A 23,603-nucleotide genomic window follows, 5' to 3' on the forward strand; every position below is an offset into this window, starting at 1 on the left:
CGGTATCCCCAGTTCAGGCTTCGAGCCGGGCGCGAACGCTCGCGAGCCGTCGCCGAAGCTCGGCATCGTCGATGACGCCGCGGGCGACCAGCGAGTGCGCGAGTGACACCAGCTGACTCTCGGGATAGGGCAGGCTGGAATACAGGGAGGCCGAAAGCGCGTCCTCCTCATCCCTCCGCTCTTTGAAGGTAGGGACATCGCCGCAGGCGGCGTGGTCGAGCGCATCGCAGAGGCCATCCAGACTGGTCTTCCATGGCGGTACGGGGTTTGCGACTCCGTACTTTGCCGCCATCTCCGGCCAGACCTGATGACGCCGCACAATGTCCTGCAGAGACTCGCTGACAACTCCTCCGGCCGAGCCCAGACCCTCTGTCTCCATGATGTTTCGGCTCTCACTCGGTTACGGATGGACGGCCGGACGAGTATCGACGATGACGTTGGTGGTGACGCCGACCGTTGGCAGGGCGACGCCGATCAAACAGTCACGGGTAATGATCTCGACCAACTGATCCTCATCCCAGCCCTCAGTGCCGTCCGGACGCATGGGCATCACCATGAACCGATGCTTCTGATTGGAATCCTCCACCCGGACCTCAACGTCGTCGGGCAGGTTGAGCCCGAACTCGGAGAGCACCTGACGCGGCCAGCGGACAAGTCGGCGGCGGTAGTTGGGTGTGCGGTACCACTCGGGGGAATTTCCCAGGATCGGTCGCGGGTAGCAGGAACACAAGGCGCAGACGATGACATGGTGCAACGTCGGCGTGTTCGCCAATATTTGAAATGCCATGAAGTCGCTGGGGGTGCCCCACCCGGTCGGCTCGAACCAATCGACACCGACCTCCTTGCTGGCGTCCATCGGTGCGGTGAGTGCGAGTTCCTTGAATTCCGGATCGAGCCACGCCCGGGCCACCAGACGCGCGGCAGGAGTTGGACCGATCTGCTCGGCGAACTCGGTGAAGCGCCGATGATCCTCGGCGGTGAAAATTCCCTTCTCGATACACAATTCGCGCAACGCGATCTCCAGGACCTCGAAGTCGGTGATCTCGTCCACCATGGGGGCAACAGTGCGAGTGTGATCGTGATCGTTGGTCATGGCGCTGATCCCTCTCGATCCGGATAGGTCTAACTGGCTGCCTTCAAAGCCCGCTCAGGAAGCTCCGTCTGCAGGGTGTCGATCGCGGCCCCGGTATAGCCGTGCCACAGCTTGGACTGGTTGAACCGCACGATGTACATCCATTCGGGCGTGGCGTCCGGGCGATCCCATGTCTCATCCTCCGCCGCAGGGGTCTCATATGCGACGGCCGCGATCTCGCCGGTGGCGCCCCGAACGTATTCCGGTGTGCGGGTGTAGAACAGCGCAGGCTCCTCACGCACGACGACTGCGTCGCCCACATGAAACCGGGGCTTGCCCGCCTTCCCGGCATAAACCTGCGGGTCGCCCTTGCCGACCGCTTCGATGTGGTGCGCGTTGCGCCTCACCTGGGCGCCGTCGCCTTCGCACTTTGGCCGCGCTTCCGGAGTCCTGCCTTCCAGGCCTCCGGCATACCGAGTCTTGACCTCCAGCATCCGGTCGTTCAGCTCCCCCAGGCTGATGTGATGCTTTTCCACCAGCACCCGGCCGACCGCCCACAGCCAGCGCGCGTAGTACGGAAGCCCGAGGTAGATAGTGCGACCCACGTCGACGTTCCCGATCCGGCGCCGCTCCTCCGAAAGCCAGATCCCGCGCCATGCCAGGACTTCGCACATGACGTAGGTCAGTTCCTCCCACTTCTCGTATTGCTTGTTCTCGTACTTGATGGGTGCATCCGGCTCGCCACCGACGTCATGCGAGGTCTTCATGTACGCGGTGAAGTAGTTGTGATCGATGAGATCGGGAGTCGGCGCATCCACGATCTCCGGATAGGACGACTTCAAGCGCGCCACCAGGTCCAGACGTGCCGCACGCTCGGACGCAGTACTCATGAACGTCCCCTTGCTGTCGTACGGAACGTTGGTACAGAAGCGCGGAGCTCCCTAAGACTTGGACGCTAGCAGTTCTGGATTACGGCGACAATACTTTTCAGCTACGTCAATACCGATGCCGGATACCCTAGGGAAAACCGGCGTGACGTGAGTCCCTGACCGCATGCCCGCGCACCGTCTCTCCGACCCGAAAAGATCAATAGATACTGGCTACGCCCATTCCTCACTGTGCGAGGCCCTGGCGCTCGACACGTGCCGCAACCCTCGGGCCAGCGGACGCGGAAGGGCCGACGGATGGCAGGTACAGCAAAGTACTTGAATCTACGACTAAAGCTCGGTCACTCCACCGTTGTCAACCATCCACGAACGGTCCAACCGAACGTTCTGCAGCATCCGGCGGTCATGCGTCACCAACAACAACGCACCGTCATAGGTCTCGAGCGCCTCCTCGAGCTGCTCGATGGCGGCGAGGTCGAGATGGTTAGTGGGCTCGTCCAGAACCAACACGTTCGTGCCGCACGCCTGTAGCAGCGCTAGGCCTGCCCGGGTCCGCTCACCGGGCGAAAGCTCGCCCACCCGGCGTTCCACATGATCGGCGCGCAGACCGAACTTAGCGAGCAGGGTGCGCACATCGGCCGTCGACCACGCCGGCACCCGCTGCTCAAAGCGATCGACGAGCCTGTCCGTTCCGGTGAAATCCGCACGCGCCTGGTCGATCTCGCCGATCGCAACGTTTGCACCCATACTCGCGCGGCCCTCGTCGGGCTGCTGGCGCCCCAAGAGCAGGCGGAGCAAGGTGGACTTTCCTGCCCCGTTGGGGCCCGTGATGCCGATCCGCTCACCGGTATCAACCTGAAGCGACACCGGCCCGAGAACGAAATCCCCTTGTCGCACAACGGCATTATCGAGAGTCGCGACGACAGAGCTCGATCTGGGCGCTGCACCGATGGTGAACTCGAGCACCCATTCCTTACGGGGTTCCACGACCTCCTCGAGCCGGGCGATCCGACTCTCCATCTGCCGAACCTTCTGCGCCTGCTTCTCGCTGGACTCGGAGGCCGCGCGACGCCGGATCTTGTCGTTATCGGGGGCCTTACGCATAGCGTTGCGCACACCCTGGCTCGACCATTCCCGTTGAGTACGTGCGCGCGCAACAAGGTCAGCCTTTTTCTCGGCGAACTCTTCATACTGTTCGCGTCGATGCCGCCGACCAACCGCACGCTCTTCCAGATAACTTTCGTAACCGCCACCGAAGACGGTGGTGGTGTTCTGCGCCAAGTCCAGTTCGAGAACGTGGGTGACGCTGCGCGCAAGAAACTCGCGATCGTGACTCACCAACACCACGCCACCACGCAGATCCCGGACGAACTCCTCTAGCCGAGCCAGCCCGTCCAGGTCGAGATCATTGGTCGGTTCGTCCAGCAGAACGACGTCGAACCGCGACAACACCAGCGCCGCCAATCCCACACGCGCCGCTTGTCCACCCGACAGGTCAGTCATCAGGGTCGACTGCGGACGCACCGCATCCGAGCCGAGGCCCAGGTCAACCAGAACCGCGGGCAACCGTTCGTCGAGATCCGCCGCGCCAGAGGCGAGCCAACGATCGAACGCGGCCGAGTAGGCGTCGGTCGGATCGATCTCCGAGGGGCTCCGATTCTCGTCGGCCAGTGCCGCGGCCGCAGCTTCCATGGCTTGCGTAGCTTCGGTGCATCCCGTGCGGCGCGCGATGTAGGTGGCGACGGTTTCTCCCGGCACCCGCTCATGCTCCTGCGGGAGCCACCCGATGAACGCGTCGGCCGGCGCGGCGCTGACAGAACCCTCGAGCGGCTCGAGATCCCCGGCAAGTATCCGCAGAAGCGTGCTCTTGCCGGCACCGTTGGCGCCGACGACGCCAACCACATCGCCGGGCGCCACGGTCACGTCGAGCGCCTCGAAGAGGGTGCGGTGGGCGAATCCACCGGCCACATTCTTCGCGACAAGCGTTGCGGTCATGGGTTCATCGTCCCATCACCACACCGCAACAGGCCCCACGCGTAAGCAGTGGACCGCTACCATCGCGCCATGCACCTGTCGGTCTCACGGCGCGACGCCCTTCGATACGCGTTGGCCGTGCCGATCCTCGCGGGTCTTCCGATAGCCCTTGCCCCGCACGCATTCGCGGACGGTATGCGGCTGATCGACTTCACCGAGCGTCTGGTTACCCCGGAACAGATCAAATCCGCGGGCTACGCCGGTGCCCTTGTCTACGTGTCCGAGTTGCGGCCGGGCGCAACCTTCGACTTCAAACCCGTCACCCGTGACTACGCCGCTGGGCTGCGCGCGGTCGGACTTCACGTCGTCAGTTGCTACCAGTACGGCAAGCCGGGCTGGCCCACCCCATCAGACTTCACCCGCGGCTACGACGGCGGCGTGGCCGATGCGCAGACCGCCCTGCGGCTGCACGGCGCCGCGGGAGGACCGGATTCGGCCCCGATCTTCTTCAGCGTCGATGAGGATATCGATCAGAACACTTGGAAAACGGTTGCTGTTCAATGGTTCCAGGGCATCAATGCCGTATTGGGCGTTCGCCGCACCGGCATCTACGGTCACGCCCGCGCGTGCGGGTGGGCGATCAGCGACGGTGTCATCGGGCACTCAACGACCGGCGGGTATCGCTGGGCCTGGCAGACACGTGCCTGGTCCGGCGGGGCGCGTGAGCCTGCGGCCGTGCTGTACCAAAGCGCGGTCAACACCGCCTCGACCCCGGGACCGCTCATCGGGGACGTACATGTGGACGTCGACGACGTTCTCGCAGCCGACTTCGGACAGTGGGACTTGCCTCGGTAAGCATCGTGAGATGCAGGCCAGGCCCGCCATCGCGCGGGTACCCGGGCACCCAGATATCCAGCACCGCAGCGGAACCAGATCTCCCGCACCGAGGGACACCACCAATCGAAGGAAGGTTACGCTAACCTTTGTTGGCTGACCCATTTCATAGCCGGTCAGCGAGCACTGGAGAGGAGGCGCCAGGGCCGCCCGCGCGTCGCCCTGGAAACCGGTCAGATGATGAGTTGCGAAACTGATTCCCCCACAGTCGGTCCGATCAGCGGCGCAGGCAACGGCTCATGACAGCTCCGGTATGGATGGCGGCTCCTCCCGAGGTACATTCCGCCTTGCTCAGCAGTGGCCCCGGGCCCGGCCCTCTGCTCGCGGCCGCAGACGCCTGGCGCGCGCTGAGCACGGAATACTCCTCCGCAGCAACGGAACTCACCACGACGCTGGGCTCGGTGCGAGCAGGCTCATGGAATGGCCCCAGCTCAGAGCAATACCAGGCGGCACACGTGCCCTACTTGAGCTGGCTACAGCAGACCAGCACGGCCAGCGCGGGAGTCGCGGCGCAAACAGAGACGGCGGCGACGGCCTATTCCGAGGCGCTGGCCACTATGCCCACCCTTGTCGAACTCGCCGCCAATCACGCGACGCACGGGGCGCTGATCGCCACCAATTTCTTTGGTATCAACACTATTCCGATCGCCCTCAATGAGGCCGACTACATTCGGATGTGGATACAGGCCGCCACCGTGATGAGCACCTATCAGGCCGTCGCCGAGACCTCGGTGACGGCAGCGCCGCCGACCCTCCCGTCACCGGTACTGCTCTCGCCAGAAAGTGATGGCACCGCACGGGCCGCGGCCCAGGACGCCACCAAGCCGCCGCCCATCGTGCCTGACCCGAACGACCCCATTGAGATGCTGTTGGCGAATTCCCAACACTTCCTAGGCATGTATCGCGCGCTCAAGGGACTGATCACCGACCCCGTCGGCACCATCATTCAGATCATTATCGACTTCTCCACCAACCCTGCCGCCGCCCTGGTTACCTGGCAGCCGCTGTTCTTCGTATTCGCCTATGCCGCAACATTTGGCGTGATGGGAACGCCTATCTACGCCGCAATCCTGGGCCCCGCGGCAGGCATCTCGCTCCCGCTCGCCATCACCTTGGGGAGCCTGTCCCAGATGCCGGTGGCGCCACCGGCCGACCTACCCGCAGAGGTCGTCCATCCACGCGCGGAGCAACCGAACGCCGTCGCGATGAGCGGTGGAACGGTGACCACGGCGAGCTCGGCCGCGCCCACCCCGTCATCCACCTCCACGGTTGCCCCCAGCTCTGCCCCGGCGCCCACACCGCCACCCGCGGGAGCCGAAGGCCTCGGTTACGCGGTTCGGGGCGATGGTCCCGGATTCGGGTTCGGGCCGACCATGGGTCACAGCACCGGAGCCGTGGCCCACGCACCGAGCAGTGCGGTGGCGGCCGCCGCGGCACTGGCCTGCAATCCCGGAAAGGCCAGAAGCCGTAGGCGCCGTCGCGGAACCGCCGAGGACCGCGGCTACCGCCACGAATACGCCACCTTGGACACCGAAATCCCCTCCGGCCCTGACGGTCCGGTGACAGTGGGAGCCTCCACCACGGGTGCGGGCAGGCTTGGCTTCGCCGGCGTCCGCACCGCGTCGACGGGTACCGAGGCCGCCGGATTGACCACCCTCGCAGGGGACGCACCCGAGAGCCGGACCAGCCCGATGCTGCCGCAGACCTGGGGCGTTGATGGGGATGACACCGCACGCTGACTCCTCGCGCTTCCGGTGCTCACGGTCGATGTTTCAGTGTTACTCCGAGCGGGTATGCCCTCCCACATAAGGCTCCAGTTGCCTTAGGCAAGGAGAGGGACATCATGATCATTTTGGGCATTCTGCTGGCCGTTTTGGGATACGTACTGGCCGTTCCGATTCTGCAGACAATAGGAATAGTCCTCGTAGTAGCCGGGGCCGTGCTGTGGATCCTGGGGGCGGTAGGCAGGCCGGTTGCGGGCCGCAAGGTGTGGTTTTGAGTGCACCGCCGCATAAGCGACGCCGACCGGGTGCGCCTATCTGACTGAGCGTTTTCCGGATGTTTAGTAGTCGAGCTTTCCGGGAACAGCCCGACTGAATTGGCTCAGGCCGGTCGGCTCTGGGGCCCTTCACTTTCCGCGAACTTCTTGGAGGTTACTGTGCTGGTACGACGCATTGCGCGTCCGATGCTTTCGTCCATCTTCGTTGCGGCGGGAGTTGACGGCCTCCGCCGTCCTGCCGTGTCGGCGGACGTGGCCGAACCGCTGGTCAACAATCTGTTAGACAGCGCGCCGGACTCGGTGGCCACATACCTGCCACGAGATCCTCAGACCTACGTGCGCATCCATGCGGCTACTCAGCTTGCCGCCGGGCTGGCTCTTGCCAGCGGTAGATTTCCCCGGATATCGGCATGGACACTGGCCGGCACCTTGGTTCCAGCGACCCTGGCGGACCAGGCATTCTGGCGCGAACCCGATCCCGACCTCAAGTTGCAGCAGAAGACTCACTTCTGGAAGAACATCTCGCTCTTGGGCGGATTGATCATCGCCGGTATCGATACCGAGGGACGGCCCGGATTGTCGTGGCGCGCCCGTAGAGCTGCCAGCGACGCCGTCGCCGCCGTTGCCTCAGCCATCCCCGGAGCAGAACATCCCTCGCATTCACTACAGACCAAAGCCGCGGAGCTCGGTGAGACCGTACGCGAGAAGGCCCCGCTGATCGCCGAGTACGCCCGGGAACGCGGAGCCGAGATCGCCGAGACCGCTCAACGACGCGGCAGCCAGCTGACCGAGATTGCCGCACAGCGCGGAAGTGAACTCACAGAACTACTCACAGAGCGCGGCTCGGAGCTGGCAAGTGCCGCCGGCAAAGGCCGTCATCACATTGAGGCCCTTGCCGCCGACCCACCTCCCAAACTCCGCAGACTCGCCCGCGTATTCGGCCGCTAGCGCGGGCAGATCCCCCCGCGTCGCGGCCGGCCCGGTCCAGGTCCACCCTATCCGCTAATATGACCGTGTGGTCATATCCGGTATCGGGTGGCCCCCGCGACCTGAGAGGGATTCCGTGTCCGTTAGCCGTACCGTCCAGGAGCTTGTCCAGCGCCGCACTCTGCTACCTGCACGGATCGACTCCCTGCTGTCCGGCCCGGGTCGTGACGTCAGCCAACTGACGGTGGTGGTCACCGGTGCGTCAGCCGGAATCGGCCGACAGGCCGTCACCCAACTGCGCGCCCGGGGGGCCCGCGTCATCGGGGTGGCCCGGCGTGCAGACGAGCTACAGACACTCGCGGCGGAGACCGGCTGCGACTGGCGCACCTGCGACCTGACCGACCAGGCCGAGATCGCACGGCTGCTGCAGGATCTCGCCGATCAGCACGTGGATGTGCTGGTGAACAACGCCGGACGCTCCATCCGCCGTCACATTGTCGATGCGACCGACCGCCTGCACGACTACCAGCGGACCATGGCGCTGAACTACTTCGCGCCCGTGCAGCTGACCCTCGGATTGTTACCCGGAATGATGGAGCGCGGACAAGGCCAATTCGTCAATGTCTGTACATGGGCCTTGCATGCCAACACTTTTCCGCGCTTCTCCGCGTATGCGGCCTCCAAGAGCGCGCTGGCGATCTTCGGGCGTAGCCTCAATGCCGAGCGGCCACACCCCGGCGTGCACGCGACCAACGTGCACTTCCCGCTCGTGCGCACTGAAATGATCGCACCCACAGCAGAATACGACGGCGCCGTCGCATTGTCCGCACAGGAGGCCGGTCGCTGGATCGTGCGCGCGGTTACTCATCAACCGGTGGAGGTCAACCCCGCCGTGCTGCGTGCCCTGCTACCGGCGATCGACTTGTTCTCACCGGCAGCGTCGGACAGCACCATCGCGTCGATCACGTAGATACGCACCGACGTATCGGGTGCTGATCGGTAAACAATCATGGCGCTCATCGTGCGGGCAGCCTTGTCGCCACCGATACTCTACTTATGGCTGAGGTTTCCGATCTTGCACCGATAGGCGCGGTAACCCGGACACAGGTGGGCCGGGAGGCCACCGAGCCGATGCGTGAAGACATCCGGCTCCTGGGCACCATCTTGGGCCGAACGGTACGTGAGCAGTGCGGCGACGAGGTCTTCGAACTCGTCGAGCGGGCGCGCGTGGAGTCCTTCCGGGTGCGCCGATCGGAGATCGACCGCGCTGAGCTGGCAGACCTGTTCGACGGCGTCGACATTCACCAAGCCATCCCCGTCATCCGGGCCTTCACCCATTTCGCACTGCTGGCCAATGTCGCCGAGGATATCCATCGGGAGCGTCGTCGCGCCGTCCACGTCATCGCGGGCGCACCACCGCAGGACAGCAGCCTCGCTGCCACGTACCTCAAACTCGATGCTGCGCAGATAGATTCGAACCGCGTCGCGCACGCGCTGACCGGCGCGCTGGTGTCACCGGTTATCACCGCCCACCCTACCGAGACACGCCGCCGTACCGTGTTCGATACCCAGCATCGCGTTACCGAACTCATGCGGCTGAGGATGCATGGACTGACACATACCGAGACCGGCCGCGATATCGAGAACGAACTACGGCGGCAGATTCTCACACTGTGGCAGACGGCATTGATCCGCTTGTCCCGGCTAAAAATTCAAGACGAGATCGCAGTCGGGCTGCGGTACTACCAGGCGGCGTTCTTCGAGGTGATACCTGAGATCAACGCCGAGGTCCGCAAGGCGTTACGCCGCCGGTGGCCGGATACGCAACTACTCAGCGAGCCGATCCTGCGGCCTGGCTCCTGGATCGGTGGCGACCGGGACGGAAATCCGAACGTCACCGCCGAGGTAGTGCATCTTGCGACGAGCAGCGCCGCCCAGACGGCCATTGCCTACTACTTCGAACAACTGGTAGCACTGGAGCAGGAGCTCTCCCTATCGATCCGCCTGGTCACGGTTTCTGCCGACCTGACCGCGCTGGCCGAACAAGGTGGCGAGACCGAGCGGGCAGACGAGCCCTACCGTCGTGCACTGCGCGTCATTCATGCGCGTCTCACCGCGACCGCCGCCCAGATCCTTGACCAGATGCCGGAGCATGATCTGGATCTCGACCTGAGTCCGTACCGCACGCCGGATGAATTGCTCCGCGACCTTGACGTCGTGGATGCTTCGCTACGCGCGCACGGCAGCGTGGTGCTGGCCGACGATCGTCTGTTAGCGCTACGAGAAGCTGTGCATGTCTTTGGTTTTCATCTCAGCGGTCTAGATATGCGGCAGAATTCGGATGTCCACGAAGAGGTGGTGTCCGAGCTACTCGCGTGGGCCGGGGTGCACTCCAACTATCGATCGCTGTCGGAGCCCGAGCGTATCGAGGTACTGCTCGCCGAGCTACGTACTCGCCGTCCCTTGATCGGCGAGGACGCGGAGCTCTCCGAGCTAGCCCGCAAGGAGCTCGATATCGTCGCCGCCGCCGCGCGGGCTGTTCAGACCTACGGCCCCAAAGCGGTTCCCAACTACATCATCTCGATGTGCCAATCCGTTTCGGATATGTTGGAGGCGGCGATTCTCCTCAAAGAGGCCGGTCTGCTGGACGCTTCACGGCCACGGCCATTCTGCCCAGTGGGCATCGTGCCGCTGTTCGAGACGATCGACGATCTGCAACGCGGCTCCGCCATTCTCGAGGCAGCACTGGAACTTCCGCTGTACCGCGCCCTGGTGGCGGCCCGCGGCGAAAGCCAAGAGGTCATGCTCGGGTACTCCGATTCCAACAAGGACGGTGGCTACCTGGCCGCCAACTGGGCGCTCTACCGCGCTGAGCTGGACTTGGTGGAATCCGCACGTAAGACCGGAATTCGATTGCGGCTCTTTCATGGTCGCGGGGGCACCGTGGGCCGCGGCGGTGGTCCGAGTTACGACGCCATCTTGGCGCAGCCGCCGGGGGCGGTGTCCGGATCGCTGCGTATTACCGAACAGGGCGAGGTGATCGCCGCCAAGTACGCCGAGCCGCGTACCGCCCATCGCAACCTCGAGACACTGCTGGCCGCGACCCTGGAGTCGACGCTGCTCGACGTCGAAGGTCTGGGGCAGGCGGCCGGCGCGGCGTACGAAATACTCGATGACCTTGCCGCGCGCGCCCAGCGTGCCTACCGCGAATTGGTGCACGAAACACCAGGATTTGTCGAGTATTTCAAGGCTTCGACACCAGTCAACGAGATCGGGGCGCTCAACATCGGCAGTCGGCCCACATCGCGGAAACCCACCACATCGATCGCCGACCTGCGCGCCATCCCATGGGTTTTGGCGTGGAGCCAATCGCGGGTGATGCTGCCCGGCTGGTACGGCACGGGAGCCGCGATCCAACAGTGGATCGCCGAAGGCGACGGACGACTTGAGGTGTTACAGCAGCTCTATCGTCAATGGCCGTTCTTTCAGACGATCCTGTCCAACATGGCCCAGGTTCTGGCCAAGTCAGACATGGGATTAGCCGCCCGCTACGCAGACCTGGTCGACGACGAAGCCCTGCGGCACCGGGTCTTCGACAAGATCGTGGCTGAACACGACAGAACCATCGCCATGCATCAGCTGATCACCGGACACGACGACCTGCTTGCCGACAACCCCGCACTGGCACGTTCGGTATTCAACCGTTTTCCCTATCTAGAGCCGCTTAACCACCTACAAGTTGAACTGCTGCGTCGATATCGTTCCGGCGACCAGGACGAACTGGTGCAGCGCGGGATACTGCTCACGATGAGCGGTCTGGCCACTGCGCTGCGCAACAGCGGATAGCCGCTGCATACTCACGCGCTGACGTCTGGCCGCGGGCCGAGTTCGGGCTCGTCTCTGAAGGTGGCGCGTTTGCGTGTGGGCAGCTTTTGGGGCCACCAGAACCATGGTCCGAGTATCCGGGCTAGCGGCATGACCAGGAACAGGCGAACGATCATCATGTCGAAGATCAGTCCGATGCAGATGGTGGATCCGGCCTGGCCGATGTTGACCACATCGCTGGAGAGCATCGCCAGCATGGTGCCGGCCAGCACCAGGGCCGCGGTGACGGCGACGTTGCCGGACCCCGCGATGGTGCGGATCAGGCCGGTGCGGATACCTGCGTGCAACTCCTCCCGGTACCGGGAAAGCAAGAGCAGGTTGTAGTCGCAGCCCACGCCGACGAGCACGATGAACGCAATGGGCAGTGTCAGCCAATGCAATTCAATTCCTATCAGTGTTTCCCAGATGAACGCGGCCAGTCCCAGTGAGCCCAGGAAAGACAGCACCACGGTGATCAGCACAATCACCGAGCCGGCGAGGGTTCGGGTAATGACCATGACGATCAGGAACACCAGCCCGAATGTCGCCAGCATCATCGTCAGGATGTCGTTCTGGGAAAATGCCTGGACGTCACGGTAATTGGCAGATGCACCGGCCACCAGCAGATCAACATTGGACAGCGATGTCCCCTTGATCGCCTCGTGCGCGGCGGTCTCGGCCCGCTGGATCTGATCGATGCCCTCCGGGCTCATGGCCTCGCCCTGGTGGTAGATCAGGATTCGGGCGCCCTTGCCGTCGGGTGTCATCATGAACTTCAGGCCGGTCTGAAAATCCTTGGTCTTGAATGACTCCGGTGGCATGAAGAAGAAGTCGTCGTTCTTGGCGTTGTCGAACGCCTTGCCCATATCGACCATCGGATTGATCATCGGTTCCAGCTGGGCGATGGTGGCGTGGAACAGGCTTTGCATCGTCAAGGTCAGCTGCTGCATGACGGCCATGTTCTGCACCATCGCGTTGAGCTGCGTGATCATCTGCGGCGTGGCCGCGTCCACCATGCTCAGGCCATCGACCATCGGGCCCAGCTGCGAGGTCGCCTCGTCGATATTGTCGACCGATTCATTGAGCGAGCGCATGGCCCAACAGATCGGAATGTCGAAGCAGTGCGGCTCCCAGTACAAATAGTTGCGCACGGGCCGGAAGAAGTCATCGAAGGTGGCCAGGTTGTCGCGCGTCTTGTCCATCGCGGCCTTCAGACCCCGCGAAGCTTCCACGGACATGTGCGTACCGGCGGACAGCTGGCCGGTGATGTCCGCCATGTTCTTACTCAACTGCATCATGTCGCCCATCCGGGCGGCCATGGTGTCGATATCGGCGACGCGGTCTTTCAGGAACCCCAGATTTTGGCCGATCTTGGTTCCCATCGAACCCATCGCGTAGGGCAGCGAGGCATGTTCCAGCGGGCGCCCGTTGGGACGGGTGATGCTCTGCACCATCGAAACACCGGGCGTGCGAACAATATTCTTGGCGATGCGATCCAGGCTGATCATGTCGGTGGTGTTGCGCATATCGTGATCGGCCTTGATGTACAAGGTGTCGATCGAGAGCTGACTCGGCTGGAAGTGCCGATCCGCGGCGTCGTACCCGCGAGACGACTCGACGCTCTTGGGTGCGTAATCACGATCGTTGTAGCTCACCGTGTAGTTGGCCAGGTTCGCGATGCACAACGGAATCACCAGCGCCGCAACCGCGATCATCGCGACAGGCCACTTGGCGATGGCCGTGCCCAGCTTGCGCCAGACCGGGCTGGTCTTGGCCGGCTCGGACAACCAGGGCACCTTGCTCCCCAGCGTCAACAGCGCCGGACCCAGCGTGAGCGCCGCGATAACGGCCACGACCATGGCCACGAAACACGGCGGACCGAGCGTGCGGAAGTAGTCCAGGGTCGTCAGGCTCAGGCACAGGCACGCACCCGATATGGCGATGCCCGATCCCAGGACGACGTGAGCCACGCTGCGCACCGAGGTGTAGTACGCCGACTCCCGGTCCTCCCCCGCGCGCCGGGCCTCCTGAAAACGACCGAGATAGAAGATCCCGTAGTCGGTGGCCACACCCAGAACCAACGACACCGCCATGTTCATCGCGAACGACGAGATCCCGATGACGTGATTTTCGACCAGAAGCGAGACCACACCGCGCGCCGTGGCCAACGTAATCAACACGCCAACAAGAGGAATGATCGCCCGGGTGAAGGACCGGTAGGCGATGAGCAACATGGCGATGATCACCACGACGGTGACGATGGTCAGCGTGACCATGCTTTCATCGGCGGCGTTGAGGGTGTCCGAGGCCAGGGGGGCGGGGCCACTCACGTAGACCGTGAGACCCTCGGGCTTGTCCTTATCCAGCTTCTCGATGATGCCGCGGATGGCCTTGATCGACCTGTTGGAGTCGGCATCGCCCAAATCTCCGGCAGGTCTGACGGTCAGCGTTGCGGCCTGCGCGTCCGCGCTCTGCTGACCCGACCGGGTGACCGGGTCGCCCCACAGATTCATCAGCGACTGCACATGCTCTTTGTCGTCAAGCAGACGGCGGGCCATCTCGTCGTAGTAGCGGTGGTCCTGCTCGCCGAGCGTGCGGCCCTCTGTTTCTAGGACAACCACGGCCATGCTGGTGTAATCGGACTCCTGGAAGTCCTGCCCCTGGGTGATGGCGGCAGCCGACGAGGGTGCATCACGCGGAATCATCGCCTTGGCGTTGGCCGCGGTGGTTTCTTCCAGGGTGGGCACGAAGATGTTCAGGGCGGCGGCAGCCACCACCCAGAAAATCACCACCGGAATCGCGAGTACCCGGAGCAATCGCACTGGCGCAGAGCGCTTCTCGGGTTCCTTCGCCACCGGCGGTGCCGAAGATATCTGCACCGGACCGGTATCCGCGTCCTCCGGCGGCTGCTGACCCGAGGTCATGCTGCCGTCACCGTGCAGGCGACTGCGGCGCTGGCATGGTTGACGACCTGTTCCTCACGGACCTCGCCATTGACCCGAATACGGCAGCCCAACGAATCCCCGTCGACCTGAGCCACCAGGCTCAGCGACGCAGCCGAGGACATCGTGGTTTCCGAGACAGACCACGGCAGTGATGTCAGCACGACATCAACCGGTTCGCTGTTGAGATTTGCATAGGACACTTTCCCGCTAGCTCCCAAATTGCCGAACACCTCGTAGGTGACGTTCTTGGGATTGATCTGAACAACCGTGGCCGGAATCGGACGGGTAGTCGGAGGGTGGCTGATCGCCTGCGACTTCTCTCGAATCCGATTGACGCCGAACGCGACGACCGCGATCACGATCAGCGCCACCAAGGGCATCCACAACGTGCCGAGGATTCGCCCAGCGCGGCCACTCGACCGTTTGCGACTGCTCGTCTTCGAGGCGGTGTGTCGGGAGCGGAACGCACCACGACCATCGAATCCCCTCATCACATGCTCCTTGTGCCGGCCACAGGTCCATTGTTACTACGGGTAACATAGCCCTTGTTACCAGAAGTAACAAGTGGAGTTAGGCTGTTGAGCCATGGAGACCAGCTCGACGCGTCAACCGTGGGTGCTGCGTCACAGTCACCTGCTCGACGCCGCCGAGCAGTTGTTCTTTGAGCGTGGCTTCGCCGCGGTGTCGTTGGGCGATATCGCCCAGGCCGCGGGGGTCACGAAGCCCATTGCCTATCGCCACTTCACCACCAAAGATGGGGCGTATCTGGCTTGTGCCCGCCGGGCTCAAGCCGACTTCATAGAGGCCCTTATCTCGCGGGTGGACTCCACACTGGAGGTGCGAGAGCAATTCGCCACCGCCGCCGGCCTGTTCTTTGAACTCGTCCAGACCCGCCCCGAACGGTGGGAGCTCATTGACGGCAGCGCCGCAGTGCTGCCCACCGAGTCACGTGAAGAACTCGCCGACTTGCGGCTGGGCATCATCCAGACGACCTACCGGCTGATCATCAAGGATCGGCCTGGCATACCTGAGCTGTTCGCCGAAGGTCTCGCTCACGCCATGTCCGGGGCAGCCGAGCGCCTCGGCCACTGGTGGCAATCCCGCCCCGACTTAAACCGCCAACACATGATCGACATCTACGTCGAGATCTTCTACTCCGCGGTGGCGTCCTACATCGGACCCCACGACGAGTGACCGCATCCGATCCCGCGGACGGCCGCTATTAGCGCACGGCTTTGATCGGAAGCACCGCCAGCGCACCGAGAACCGACAGCATCATCGACGCGAGGTACAGGACGCTGAAATCTCCTTGGTCATGGTGCAACCCGAATAGCGCTGTTGCCAACATGGGGACGAGCAGCTGCGGCAGCAGGTACGCCATGGCCACCACGCCCAGGTCTTTCCCAGAGGACTCCGTCTCGGGGAGCACCTCCGTCATCAGCGCCAAGTCCACCGCGGCGTAGGCGCCCTGCCCGGCTCCGATTACCGCCGCGCCGAGTAGGAGGGCATGAAAGTCTTTGAACAGCAACAGGATCACCAAGCCAACCGCGGTGATCAGGCATGAGGTCCAGACAATGCCCTTGCGCCGTCCGGTGCGATCCGACCACCATGCGGACACCGCCGCGGTGAGCATGTTGGTGACCAGGAAGGCGCCAATGATGATCCCGTACTTGGCGGCCGCCTCATGCTCGGACAACCCCAGGGTGCCTGCCACGATGTACAGCATGTAGACAGTGACCAACAGCACCGACATCGTGACGAAGAGCCGGCAGATCCACGCCCACGCGAAATCCTGGTGCTTCCTTGGATTTATCCAATAGCTGGCCAGGATCGCTTGCCAGCTGCGGGGAAGCCGCTGGGTGCGGACGATGTCGCGCAGAACAAACGCCGCGGCGGCATTGAACAGCAGCGCCAGCACCGCCGGGAGACCGAACCACCATCGGGGGTCGTTGGGCAGGACGTTGATGAAAACACTGCCGACCACGGGCGCCAGACTGGTCGAGATGCCAAACGCCGCCGCAACACGTGCGCGGATAGCGACCGATATTTGATCTGCCAATAGTGCGTTGAACACCACAAGCGTTGCCGCGAAACCCATCTGGGTGATGCACCAACCAGCGACGACTCCCCCGACCGTCGGCGCCGTGGCCAATGTCGTCAGACCCACCGCCCCGATCAGGGTGCCTCCCACAAGAAACGGCCTGCGGATACCGAATCGCGAGGTCGACGTGTCACTGAGATGGCCCAGCGGCGGTGTCACCACGATGATCGCGATTCCGCCGAGAGCCATCGTCAGCGACAGCGCCTGCGTCTTGTGTTCTGGGTCAAGCTCGGCGAGACGCAAGGGGATGCTCACCGCCCCGGCAGCAAGCAGCGCGACCGCGGAGGCGAAGTAGGCGAGCAGAAAGACCGGCAGGAAGGCGCGCGGCTGCACCACCCGGACATCCGCCTCGAGGCGTGTAGCAGGCGTTTCCGTAGACATACGGTCCTCTCGATGTTCTTCGAACAACCACTGTAGGTGGTCACGCGGCAGGGCCGCTGGGGACGAGATCGCACGCCCTTACAGGGCGAAGCCCGCGTATATCACTCGCTTCACCAACAGCAGTTAAGGACAATGAGCTCGTGTACGTACCGAAGAACTTCGCGATGCGGGATGACGAGGCAGCTGCGGCACTCTCCGAAGTCGGCCTGGCACACCTCGTCACGCATGACGCCGACGGATACCTGGTGACTCCGGTTCCTCTGCTCTATCGGGCCGCGACCAACACCCTGGTGGGGCATGTATCTCGGGCCAACCCGCACTGGCAACGGAGCGGGCCGACCGTCGCGATCGTTCCCGGGCCACAGGCATACATCTCCCCGAGTTTCTATGCCACCAAAGACGAGACCGGCAAGGTGGTGCCCACCTGGAACTACGAAGTCATCACCGTGCACGGCACCCTCACCGCTCATGACGATGCCGACTGGGTACGCACGCTCGTCGCCGAACTCACGGACCGGCATGAACAGAACAGGGAGTCACCGTGGGGAATTGATGATGCGCCAGAGCCATTCACCACCGCACAGATACGCGCGATCGTCGGGATCGAACTGAGCATCGATCGTGTCGAAGGCAAGACAAAGATGTCGCAGAACCAGCCCGAACGCAATCGCACCGGTGTCATCGATGGACTGCGTCAGTCCCCCGACCCGGCAGACCAGCGCGTCGCCGATTACGTGGAGACCCGGAGCTCCGGAGACTAGCCCTCGGTGGTCTCCTTGATGCGTTGCAACGAGCGGTGCAGTCCCTCCAGCGCAAGGACGTCGCGCGACCCGCCCACAAGACCCGACCAGCGCAACACTCGGTGAAGAAATCCACGTACAGCCCGTCGACTCGTGACTGCCTCATAGACATCCCCAACCGCCCACCTTCCCTGGGAGCTGGTCAGCTGATGCATCCATTCTCTCGGCCGACAGCTCTGAACGCCCCCTTGAAAGCTCGTGGTCCTGCTACTCCACTACCGTCGATCTGGTGACGGTATCGGGATCGTGCGTCGCCCGGGCCTTCGCCGCCATCGCAGTCCTGTTTGCCCTGGCGGGGGTGCCCTCGTGCGGGAACTCGGCGCATCAGATCCCTGCGCCGAGCGTCGTTCCTCAAGGCCCTTTCGCCCCCGTCACCCGCCTCGTAAACGACGCGGTTGCGGCACCCCGGCTGCCCGGTGCGGTGGTGGAGATCGGACACGCCGGCACGGTTGCCTTCCGGCAGGCTTTCGGGTGGCGCAAGCTCCCCGACGAACCCGGCCTGGATGGGTCGCCCGCGCCCGCCGAGCCGATGACCGAAGACACGATGTTCGACCTGGCATCGTTGACCAAACCTCTCGGGACGAGCGTGGCCCTTCTCCAGCTGTACGAAAAGAGCCTGGTAGCAATCGACGAACCCGTGCAGACATACCTGCCGGGCTTCAACCCCGCCCACGATCCACGCCGCGCCCAGGTGACGCTTCGCATGCTGCTCACGCACACCTCGGGTATCGGAGGCGACTTGAGCCATCAGGGCCCCTGGGGCCTGATGGAGGCCGACAAGGCAGACGGCATCCATCGCGCACTCACCGCCCCGTTGGCGTTCGATCCCGGCACGACGTTCCACTATTCCGATATCAACTTCATCATCCTCGGCACACTGATCGAAAAGATCACCAGCGAGCCATTGGATGTTTATGTGCAGGACAACGTCTTTGCGCCATTGGGCATGGCCGACACACGGTACCTGCCCGCAGCCAAGGCGTGCGGGCAGCACCAAATCATCGGTACGGCAATTGCTTTCGATAAGACCGCGCATACTGGCGCCCCGTGCCTGCCGGGCACCTGGAGCACCGATCTGTTGACACGCATCGCGCCGACAGCGCACGACGAAGACTCCCCGGGCCTCAACCCCCATTACGACCATCTGATTCGCGGCACCGTGCATGACCCAACCGCGCGCCGGATGGGCGGTGTGGCCGGCAGCGCCGGCGTGTTCTCGACCGCCGATGACGTCGGCCGGTACTCCCAGGCGCTTCTCGATCGGCTCGCCGGGCGGCCGAGCCCGTTCCCGCTGAAACAATCCACGCTGGAATTGATGACGAGTCCGCAGCAGCCCGGCCATACCCCCACGCAACTCGCGGCCGCTAACAACGCCACCCGCCAGGCCATCGAAAAGGGCCCTAACCCAACAGATCCCCTGCTCGCGCCAAGCTACCCGGCCATTGCGGGACAGAACCTGCGCGGCTTCAGCTGGGATATCGATACCGAATTATCCAAGCCGCGCGGAATGCTCTTTCCCATCGGCAGCTTCGGCCACTCCGGCTTCACCGGGGTATCGCTGTGGATAGACCCGGGCTCGGACACGTACGTAGCCATTCTGGCGAACGTCATCCATCAGCGCGGCGGCCCGCCGGTCGTGCGGCTGAGCGGCGACATCGCCACCACAGCGGCGCAGGTTCTGCGTCTCTACAGCAACTAGTTGGGCTCGCAGCCGAGAACGACTGCGCCCGTACCGATCACGAGATCGCACGCCTTGATGCAAGAACGTTATCGGAAGTACCGGCGAGGCTACATCTTTAACAACAGTCACATTGTTAACTTCCTGCGATGCAAGAGTCGTCGGGGACTGACAGCTTTCTACGCTCCTCACGTTCGGTGACCCGACGTGACGCGCTGCGCTACGCCACTGCGGTATCAGCACTCGCCGGGCTCGGTGCGGCATCACTTGGTACCGGAATACCGACGGCGTCGGCCGCTGCGCCCACATTGATCGACTTTGCCATGCGCCAGATTCCGGCAGAGCACATCAAGGCCGCCGGGCACTCGGGAGTGATCAACTACGTCTCGACGTCGCGTCCCGGCTCCTCGATGGGCGCCAAGCCGATCACCCGGCCCTATGCTCAGTCGCTCACCGCGGCCGGGCTGGTGATCGTCAGCAATTTCCAATACGGAAAGCCCGGGGGGACAGCTCCGTCGGACTTCACCCGCGGATTCGCAGGAGGCGTCGAGGACGCGCGCACCGCCTGGCAACTGCACACTGCCGCGGGTGGTGGACAGAGCGCACCGGTCTTCTTCTCCGTCGACGACGACATCAACCGCGACACCTGGAACGACGTTGCACTGCCATGGTTTCGGGGCATCAATTCGGTGTTGGGCGTGCAGCGCACCGGCATCTACGGAGGTGTCAATCCGTGCCAGTGGGCCGCCGCCGACGGTGTGATCGGTAACTCACGCTCGCCCGGCCATGTGTGGGCCTGGCAGACCCGGTCGTGGTCGCGCGGTCAGGTCTTCCCCGGCGCAGTTCTCTACCAACGCATTGTGAGCACCGCGTCCAATCCGGGCCCGGTGGTCGGCGGGCTCGAGGTCGATGTCAGCGATGCCCTGGCCCAGGACGTCGGCCAGTGGAACTTCCATCAATGAGAGACATGCGGAGCTCGGCGTAGGCGTCGACAAGTGCATCGAGCGTAGACCGCCGGTTGAGCCCGCTCGGGTTCGGCAACACCCACGTCGTCACCTCCGCGAAGCGAAACGGCTGTAGCCCGAAGGAGATGTGTGGGGCTTCGAGCATGGAGACCACCGCACGCTTTCCGAGGAATGCCAGTGCTCGAGGTTCCAAGCACCGCATCTTCTCCTCAAAATCTGGCCGGGCCGCACGGAATTCGCTCGCCGTGACGTCGACGGCCCGGGGTGTTGCGCGGCTGACAGCAGCGGTGATGCCGCACCCGTAGGTCAGCAGTTGACGCTCGTCCTCCGGGCGCAGGCCCTCCCAGGCCCGATGCACCGATCGCTCGGGCCGTATCCACCAGGCACGGCCCTGGCAGCCAGAGAACACGAATCCGGTTGGGAGCTCACGCAAGTAGGCCAACCTGCCCTCGCGACCCAGACGACACTCAACAGACATGTGGCGCACAACGCCACTAGGAAGTGACCGAATCGCGGTCCACCGAAAACGAGAACGCTGCACTCCGCAGGGCCCGAGAAGCACGGGAAGCGTGCACGTTCTGCGACGAACAGGGCTGGCGGCTGGGCTCGGATCCTGTCGTGAATGCACTCACCAGCAGGCCGCGCATGGCTGACTGGAACGGCACCGGACGTCGCGACAGGCCCGGCCCGTACGACGTGAACGAGGCGATCGGGCGCGACTGCATCGACTGGGGAGCGCTAGCCGGGCGGAAATGTCCACGCCCCGGTGGGGATGGATACAAGTCCTGCCCCTGCAAGGGCCGACTCAAGGCGGGCGTCTGATGGCCAATTCGCATACGGAATCGCCAGTGCTCCAGGCGATAGCCGAGCTCGAAGCCCGACCTGACCGAATCGACATCATCGAACTGACACTCGCCCGGGGGAAGGTACTGCCAACGTGACCGAGTGCACCCGCTGCGGAGAACGCTGCGAGCTGTTCCTGTGCTGGAACTGCGGCAAGACCATCAGGCGGCTGCTTGTCGGCCAGAAGGTGGCCCGCCGCAAGGGAACCGAGGCACAGGGGGAGGAGCCGGGCATCATCTGGTATCTGGACCACCTGATGGAGTCGGCCTACTTGCAGACCCGCATGGGCTCGAGCAGTGTCCGCACGGCGCCCGACTCCATGCCACTGCTCCCGGATGGCAGGGCGTCCAAGCTGCGCCACGAGACCCGTGCCGAGCTGACCTCGTGGGTCAAGCAGATCACCGAGAGCCGCCACGTTCGGTTTCTGCCGCTGGACTCGGTGGAGCCGGAGTTCATCGGTCCCTTGCTGCCCGGGTGGCGCCGCATCCCAATGGACTACACGGCATCGAGCGCGGACATGGCGCGCTGGCTGGCCCACAATCTGCTCGCGATCATGTCCGAGGAGAACGCCGCTGAGCTGTACCACGAGCTCGTTGCCCTCACCAAGAAGGCACACAGGGCCATCGACCGCCCCGAGCTGCAGCTCTTCGGAGAGTGCTCGAAGCCGATGGGGGAGAGCGACGAAGGTGTCCCGCTGACGTGCGGGGTGAAGCTCTACGCAGAGAAGGGGAGAGCGTCGTGGGATGTCCGCGGTGCCGGTCGACGTACAGCGTCGATGAACTCCGCGAGGACATGCGGGCCCGGGCCCGCGATCAGCCCATGACGGGAGCGGACGTGCTGCGCATGATGAAGCTCGCCGGCGAGGCACCTCCGCCCTCGACGTTCTACAAAGTGCTGCGCCGGGTCGTGCCGCGCCTGTACCTACACGCAGACGGCCAACGAACCAGCACCGGACGCCGGGCTGTAAAGAGCTCTACGCCTATGACGACGTCGTGGCCAAGCTCAAAGAGGGGTCGATCTACTGGCGGCGTGAGCGTACTAGGACCGGCGCGCGAAATGACGCTTTGACTAGTTGATCAGTACGGTGACAGCGTTCCCGGCGGAATCCCTGGATCATCAGGCCGGCAGGGAAAGCCCCCGCCGCCAGGAGGTTCACCGGTCTTGTGGTATCCGGGGCCGCAGTCCAGAGGGGGCGGTGTATAGGGAGGCGGCGGCTCAGCAGGGGCGGTGGGGCCGGGATTTGGCAGGGCACCCGGCGGTAAGTTACTAGCATCGCCCCCTGCTCTGTTGTCGCCGTTTATCAGTGGCGGAGCCGGCCCGAGAGGCACAGGGGGTTGGGCCCATCTGCCTCCGTGGTAGTACATACCAGCTTGACCAACCGGCACACATATATGTGTGCGCGTGCGCTTCATTTCCTGGAGCTTCCTCTGGCATTCTTCCAACGTCCACATCCTCGGCTCAATGGGGCCGGACCTCTTCCTGCTTCCCGACTTAGGCTTCCGTTTTGGGTCGTCGTCCTCGTCTTCGGCCGGGGTGGAAGCAGGAGATGCACATTCCTCGTTCAGCGCCGAACTGAGTTCCGCGGATCGCTGCTCCAGCGCCGGGTCATCCCCACCGCGGTCGTAGACATCAGATAGTGCCTGGCCCACGCTCACGAGGTCTTTCCACAGGAGATCGCAGCGATCAGGTTCCTGATCCTGCTGGTCAGGCTCCCGATTCGGCTGGTTGGCGTGGTTCTGCCCCTGCGTCTGGTTGTTGAGGCGATCGCTGAGTTGTTGCCAGTCTTGGTTGATCCCCTGGTTGTTGGGGGCTTGCTGATATTGGTTGGGTTGTTGTTCGCCGTTGGCGGCGCGGTTGTAGCTGCCGTTCTGGTTCTGGGCGGGTGCTTGGCTTGGTTGAGCGGCTTGGCTGGGTTGGGGTGCAGCGCTGTTGTAGATGGAGACGCTGTTGTTTTGGTCGGGTGCGGGGTAGCCGCGTCCGGATTCGTAGGACGGCATGGCGGGCATGGAGGGTGGGACGAATTCGGTGCCGCCGCCGGGCGGACCGGAGGGATTGCCGCCGGGGTTGCCGCCGCAGTCCGGTGGGCAGTCGGCGCGTGCGATCGCTACCACGGAGCTAGGGCCATTTGTGGTTTCAGGGGCGATGATCGGTAAGCCGACCGCTGCGGCGACGATCGCAAGAACGGCCACGGTACTGGCTGCGCGGTGAAGCAGTTGGCGCGTGGAAGCCTTTGCGGGAAGTCTGGTTTGACTCGTGAGGATATTCATCGTGTT

Annotated in this window: 21 protein-coding genes; 12 read left to right on the top strand and 9 right to left on the bottom strand. The window is 63.8% G+C overall.

All coding sequences use genetic code 11. From position 1 onward, the window contains the following. Positions 1 to 13: 13 nt before the first annotated feature. The 4 genes from B4394_RS08660 to B4394_RS08675 form a co-directional block, all read right to left on the bottom strand. Positions 14 to 379, bottom strand: a complete 366-nt coding sequence (locus tag B4394_RS08660) for a thiocyanate hydrolase (RefSeq protein WP_078313042.1) — start codon at positions 377 to 379, stop codon at positions 14 to 16. Positions 380 to 400: 21 nt separating this feature from the next. After that, on the bottom strand, positions 401 to 1,093 hold the full coding sequence (gene scnC, locus B4394_RS08665; protein WP_078313043.1) for a thiocyanate hydrolase subunit gamma: 693 nt from the start codon (positions 1,091 to 1,093) through the stop codon (positions 401 to 403). Positions 1,094 to 1,122: 29 nt separating this feature from the next. Continuing rightward, a complete protein-coding gene (locus B4394_RS08670; protein ID WP_078313044.1) occupies positions 1,123 to 1,962 on the bottom strand; it encodes an SH3-like domain-containing protein in 840 nt (279 codons plus the stop codon). A gap of 327 nt (positions 1,963 to 2,289) precedes the next feature. Continuing rightward, positions 2,290 to 3,954: an ABC-F family ATP-binding cassette domain-containing protein gene (locus B4394_RS08675; RefSeq protein WP_078314773.1), complete on the bottom strand. Its 1,665-nt coding sequence runs from the start codon at positions 3,952 to 3,954 to the stop codon at positions 2,290 to 2,292. A gap of 69 nt (positions 3,955 to 4,023) precedes the next feature. Between B4394_RS08675 and B4394_RS08680 the strand changes: the two genes are divergently transcribed. The 6 genes from B4394_RS08680 (at position 4,024) to ppc (ending at position 11,599) form a co-directional block, all read left to right on the top strand. Beyond that, complete coding sequence (locus tag B4394_RS08680) at positions 4,024 to 4,788, top strand: DUF1906 domain-containing protein (RefSeq protein WP_078314843.1); 765 nt, start codon at positions 4,024 to 4,026, stop codon at positions 4,786 to 4,788. A 278-nt stretch (positions 4,789 to 5,066) separates the two neighbouring features. After that, positions 5,067 to 6,566: a PPE family protein gene (locus B4394_RS08685; protein WP_078314774.1), complete on the top strand. Its 1,500-nt coding sequence runs from the start codon at positions 5,067 to 5,069 to the stop codon at positions 6,564 to 6,566. A gap of 104 nt (positions 6,567 to 6,670) precedes the next feature. Next, the gene (locus tag B4394_RS25095; protein ID WP_099051630.1) at positions 6,671 to 6,826 is read left to right on the top strand and encodes a hypothetical protein; all 156 of its coding nucleotides are present in this window, start codon (positions 6,671 to 6,673) and stop codon (positions 6,824 to 6,826) included. A 159-nt stretch (positions 6,827 to 6,985) separates the two neighbouring features. After that, positions 6,986 to 7,774, top strand: a complete 789-nt coding sequence (locus tag B4394_RS08690; RefSeq protein ID WP_078314775.1) for a DoxX family protein — start codon at positions 6,986 to 6,988, stop codon at positions 7,772 to 7,774. A gap of 115 nt (positions 7,775 to 7,889) precedes the next feature. Beyond that, complete coding sequence (locus B4394_RS08695; RefSeq protein ID WP_078314776.1) at positions 7,890 to 8,723, top strand: SDR family NAD(P)-dependent oxidoreductase; 834 nt, start codon at positions 7,890 to 7,892, stop codon at positions 8,721 to 8,723. A gap of 86 nt (positions 8,724 to 8,809) precedes the next feature. Then, on the top strand, positions 8,810 to 11,599 hold the full coding sequence (gene ppc, locus B4394_RS08700; protein WP_078314777.1) for a phosphoenolpyruvate carboxylase: 2,790 nt from the start codon (positions 8,810 to 8,812) through the stop codon (positions 11,597 to 11,599). An 11-nt stretch (positions 11,600 to 11,610) separates the two neighbouring features. Here the strand turns inward: ppc and B4394_RS08705 are convergent, their stop codons facing one another. Further along, positions 11,611 to 14,541 carry an MMPL/RND family transporter gene (locus B4394_RS08705; RefSeq protein WP_078314778.1) on the bottom strand — a complete coding sequence of 977 codons (2,931 nt, stop codon included), beginning with the start codon at positions 14,539 to 14,541 and terminating at the stop codon, positions 11,611 to 11,613. Next, a complete protein-coding gene (locus B4394_RS08710) occupies positions 14,538 to 14,942 on the bottom strand; it encodes an MmpS family transport accessory protein (RefSeq protein WP_078314779.1) in 405 nt (134 codons plus the stop codon). The genes B4394_RS08705 and B4394_RS08710 overlap by 4 nt, the downstream gene beginning before the upstream one ends. Before the next feature lie 253 nt (positions 14,943 to 15,195). On the opposite strand from B4394_RS08710, the gene B4394_RS08715 reads away from it, so the two are divergent. Beyond that, positions 15,196 to 15,756 (top strand): TetR/AcrR family transcriptional regulator, encoded by a 561-nt coding sequence (locus B4394_RS08715; RefSeq protein WP_502688519.1) that lies wholly within the window; start codon positions 15,196 to 15,198, stop codon positions 15,754 to 15,756. Between the two features lie 28 nt (positions 15,757 to 15,784). On the opposite strand, the gene B4394_RS08720 is transcribed toward B4394_RS08715, so the two are convergent. Beyond that, positions 15,785 to 17,044 carry an MFS transporter gene (locus B4394_RS08720; RefSeq protein ID WP_078314781.1) on the bottom strand — a complete coding sequence of 420 codons (1,260 nt, stop codon included), beginning with the start codon at positions 17,042 to 17,044 and terminating at the stop codon, positions 15,785 to 15,787. Positions 17,045 to 17,184: 140 nt separating this feature from the next. Between B4394_RS08720 and B4394_RS08725 the strand changes: the two genes are divergently transcribed. The 3 genes from B4394_RS08725 to B4394_RS08735 all read left to right on the top strand — a co-directional run bounded on the left by B4394_RS08725 (position 17,185) and on the right by B4394_RS08735 (position 20,484). After that, positions 17,185 to 17,805: an FMN-binding negative transcriptional regulator gene (locus B4394_RS08725; RefSeq protein ID WP_078314782.1), complete on the top strand. Its 621-nt coding sequence runs from the start codon at positions 17,185 to 17,187 to the stop codon at positions 17,803 to 17,805. A 265-nt stretch (positions 17,806 to 18,070) separates the two neighbouring features. Beyond that, a complete protein-coding gene (locus tag B4394_RS08730) occupies positions 18,071 to 19,543 on the top strand; it encodes a serine hydrolase domain-containing protein (RefSeq protein WP_078314783.1) in 1,473 nt (490 codons plus the stop codon). 128 nt (positions 19,544 to 19,671) lie between these two features. Further along, positions 19,672 to 20,484 (top strand): DUF1906 domain-containing protein, encoded by an 813-nt coding sequence (locus tag B4394_RS08735; protein ID WP_078314784.1) that lies wholly within the window; start codon positions 19,672 to 19,674, stop codon positions 20,482 to 20,484. Here B4394_RS08735 and B4394_RS08740 read toward each other — a convergent pair. Further along, complete coding sequence (locus B4394_RS08740) at positions 20,435 to 20,965, bottom strand: mismatch-specific DNA-glycosylase (RefSeq protein ID WP_078314785.1); 531 nt, start codon at positions 20,963 to 20,965, stop codon at positions 20,435 to 20,437. The genes B4394_RS08735 and B4394_RS08740 overlap by 50 nt on opposite strands. A 167-nt stretch (positions 20,966 to 21,132) precedes the next feature. Between B4394_RS08740 and B4394_RS25350 the strand changes: the two genes are divergently transcribed. Together B4394_RS25350 and B4394_RS08745 are read left to right on the top strand one after the other, a co-directional pair. Further along, positions 21,133 to 21,309, top strand: a complete 177-nt coding sequence (locus tag B4394_RS25350) for a hypothetical protein (protein ID WP_176138292.1) — start codon at positions 21,133 to 21,135, stop codon at positions 21,307 to 21,309. Between the two features lie 115 nt (positions 21,310 to 21,424). Continuing rightward, positions 21,425 to 22,153: a hypothetical protein gene (locus B4394_RS08745; RefSeq protein WP_078314786.1), complete on the top strand. Its 729-nt coding sequence runs from the start codon at positions 21,425 to 21,427 to the stop codon at positions 22,151 to 22,153. 253 nt (positions 22,154 to 22,406) lie between these two features. Here B4394_RS08745 and B4394_RS25675 read toward each other — a convergent pair whose 3' ends face one another. Continuing rightward, positions 22,407 to 23,597: a hypothetical protein gene (locus tag B4394_RS25675; RefSeq protein WP_286141999.1), complete on the bottom strand. Its 1,191-nt coding sequence runs from the start codon at positions 23,595 to 23,597 to the stop codon at positions 22,407 to 22,409. Between the last annotated feature and the right edge of the window lie 6 nt (positions 23,598 to 23,603).

Origin of the sequence: Mycobacterium sp. D16Q16 (assembly GCF_002013745.1) — a bacterium.
Lineage (GTDB): Bacteria > Actinomycetota > Actinomycetes > Mycobacteriales > Mycobacteriaceae > Mycobacterium.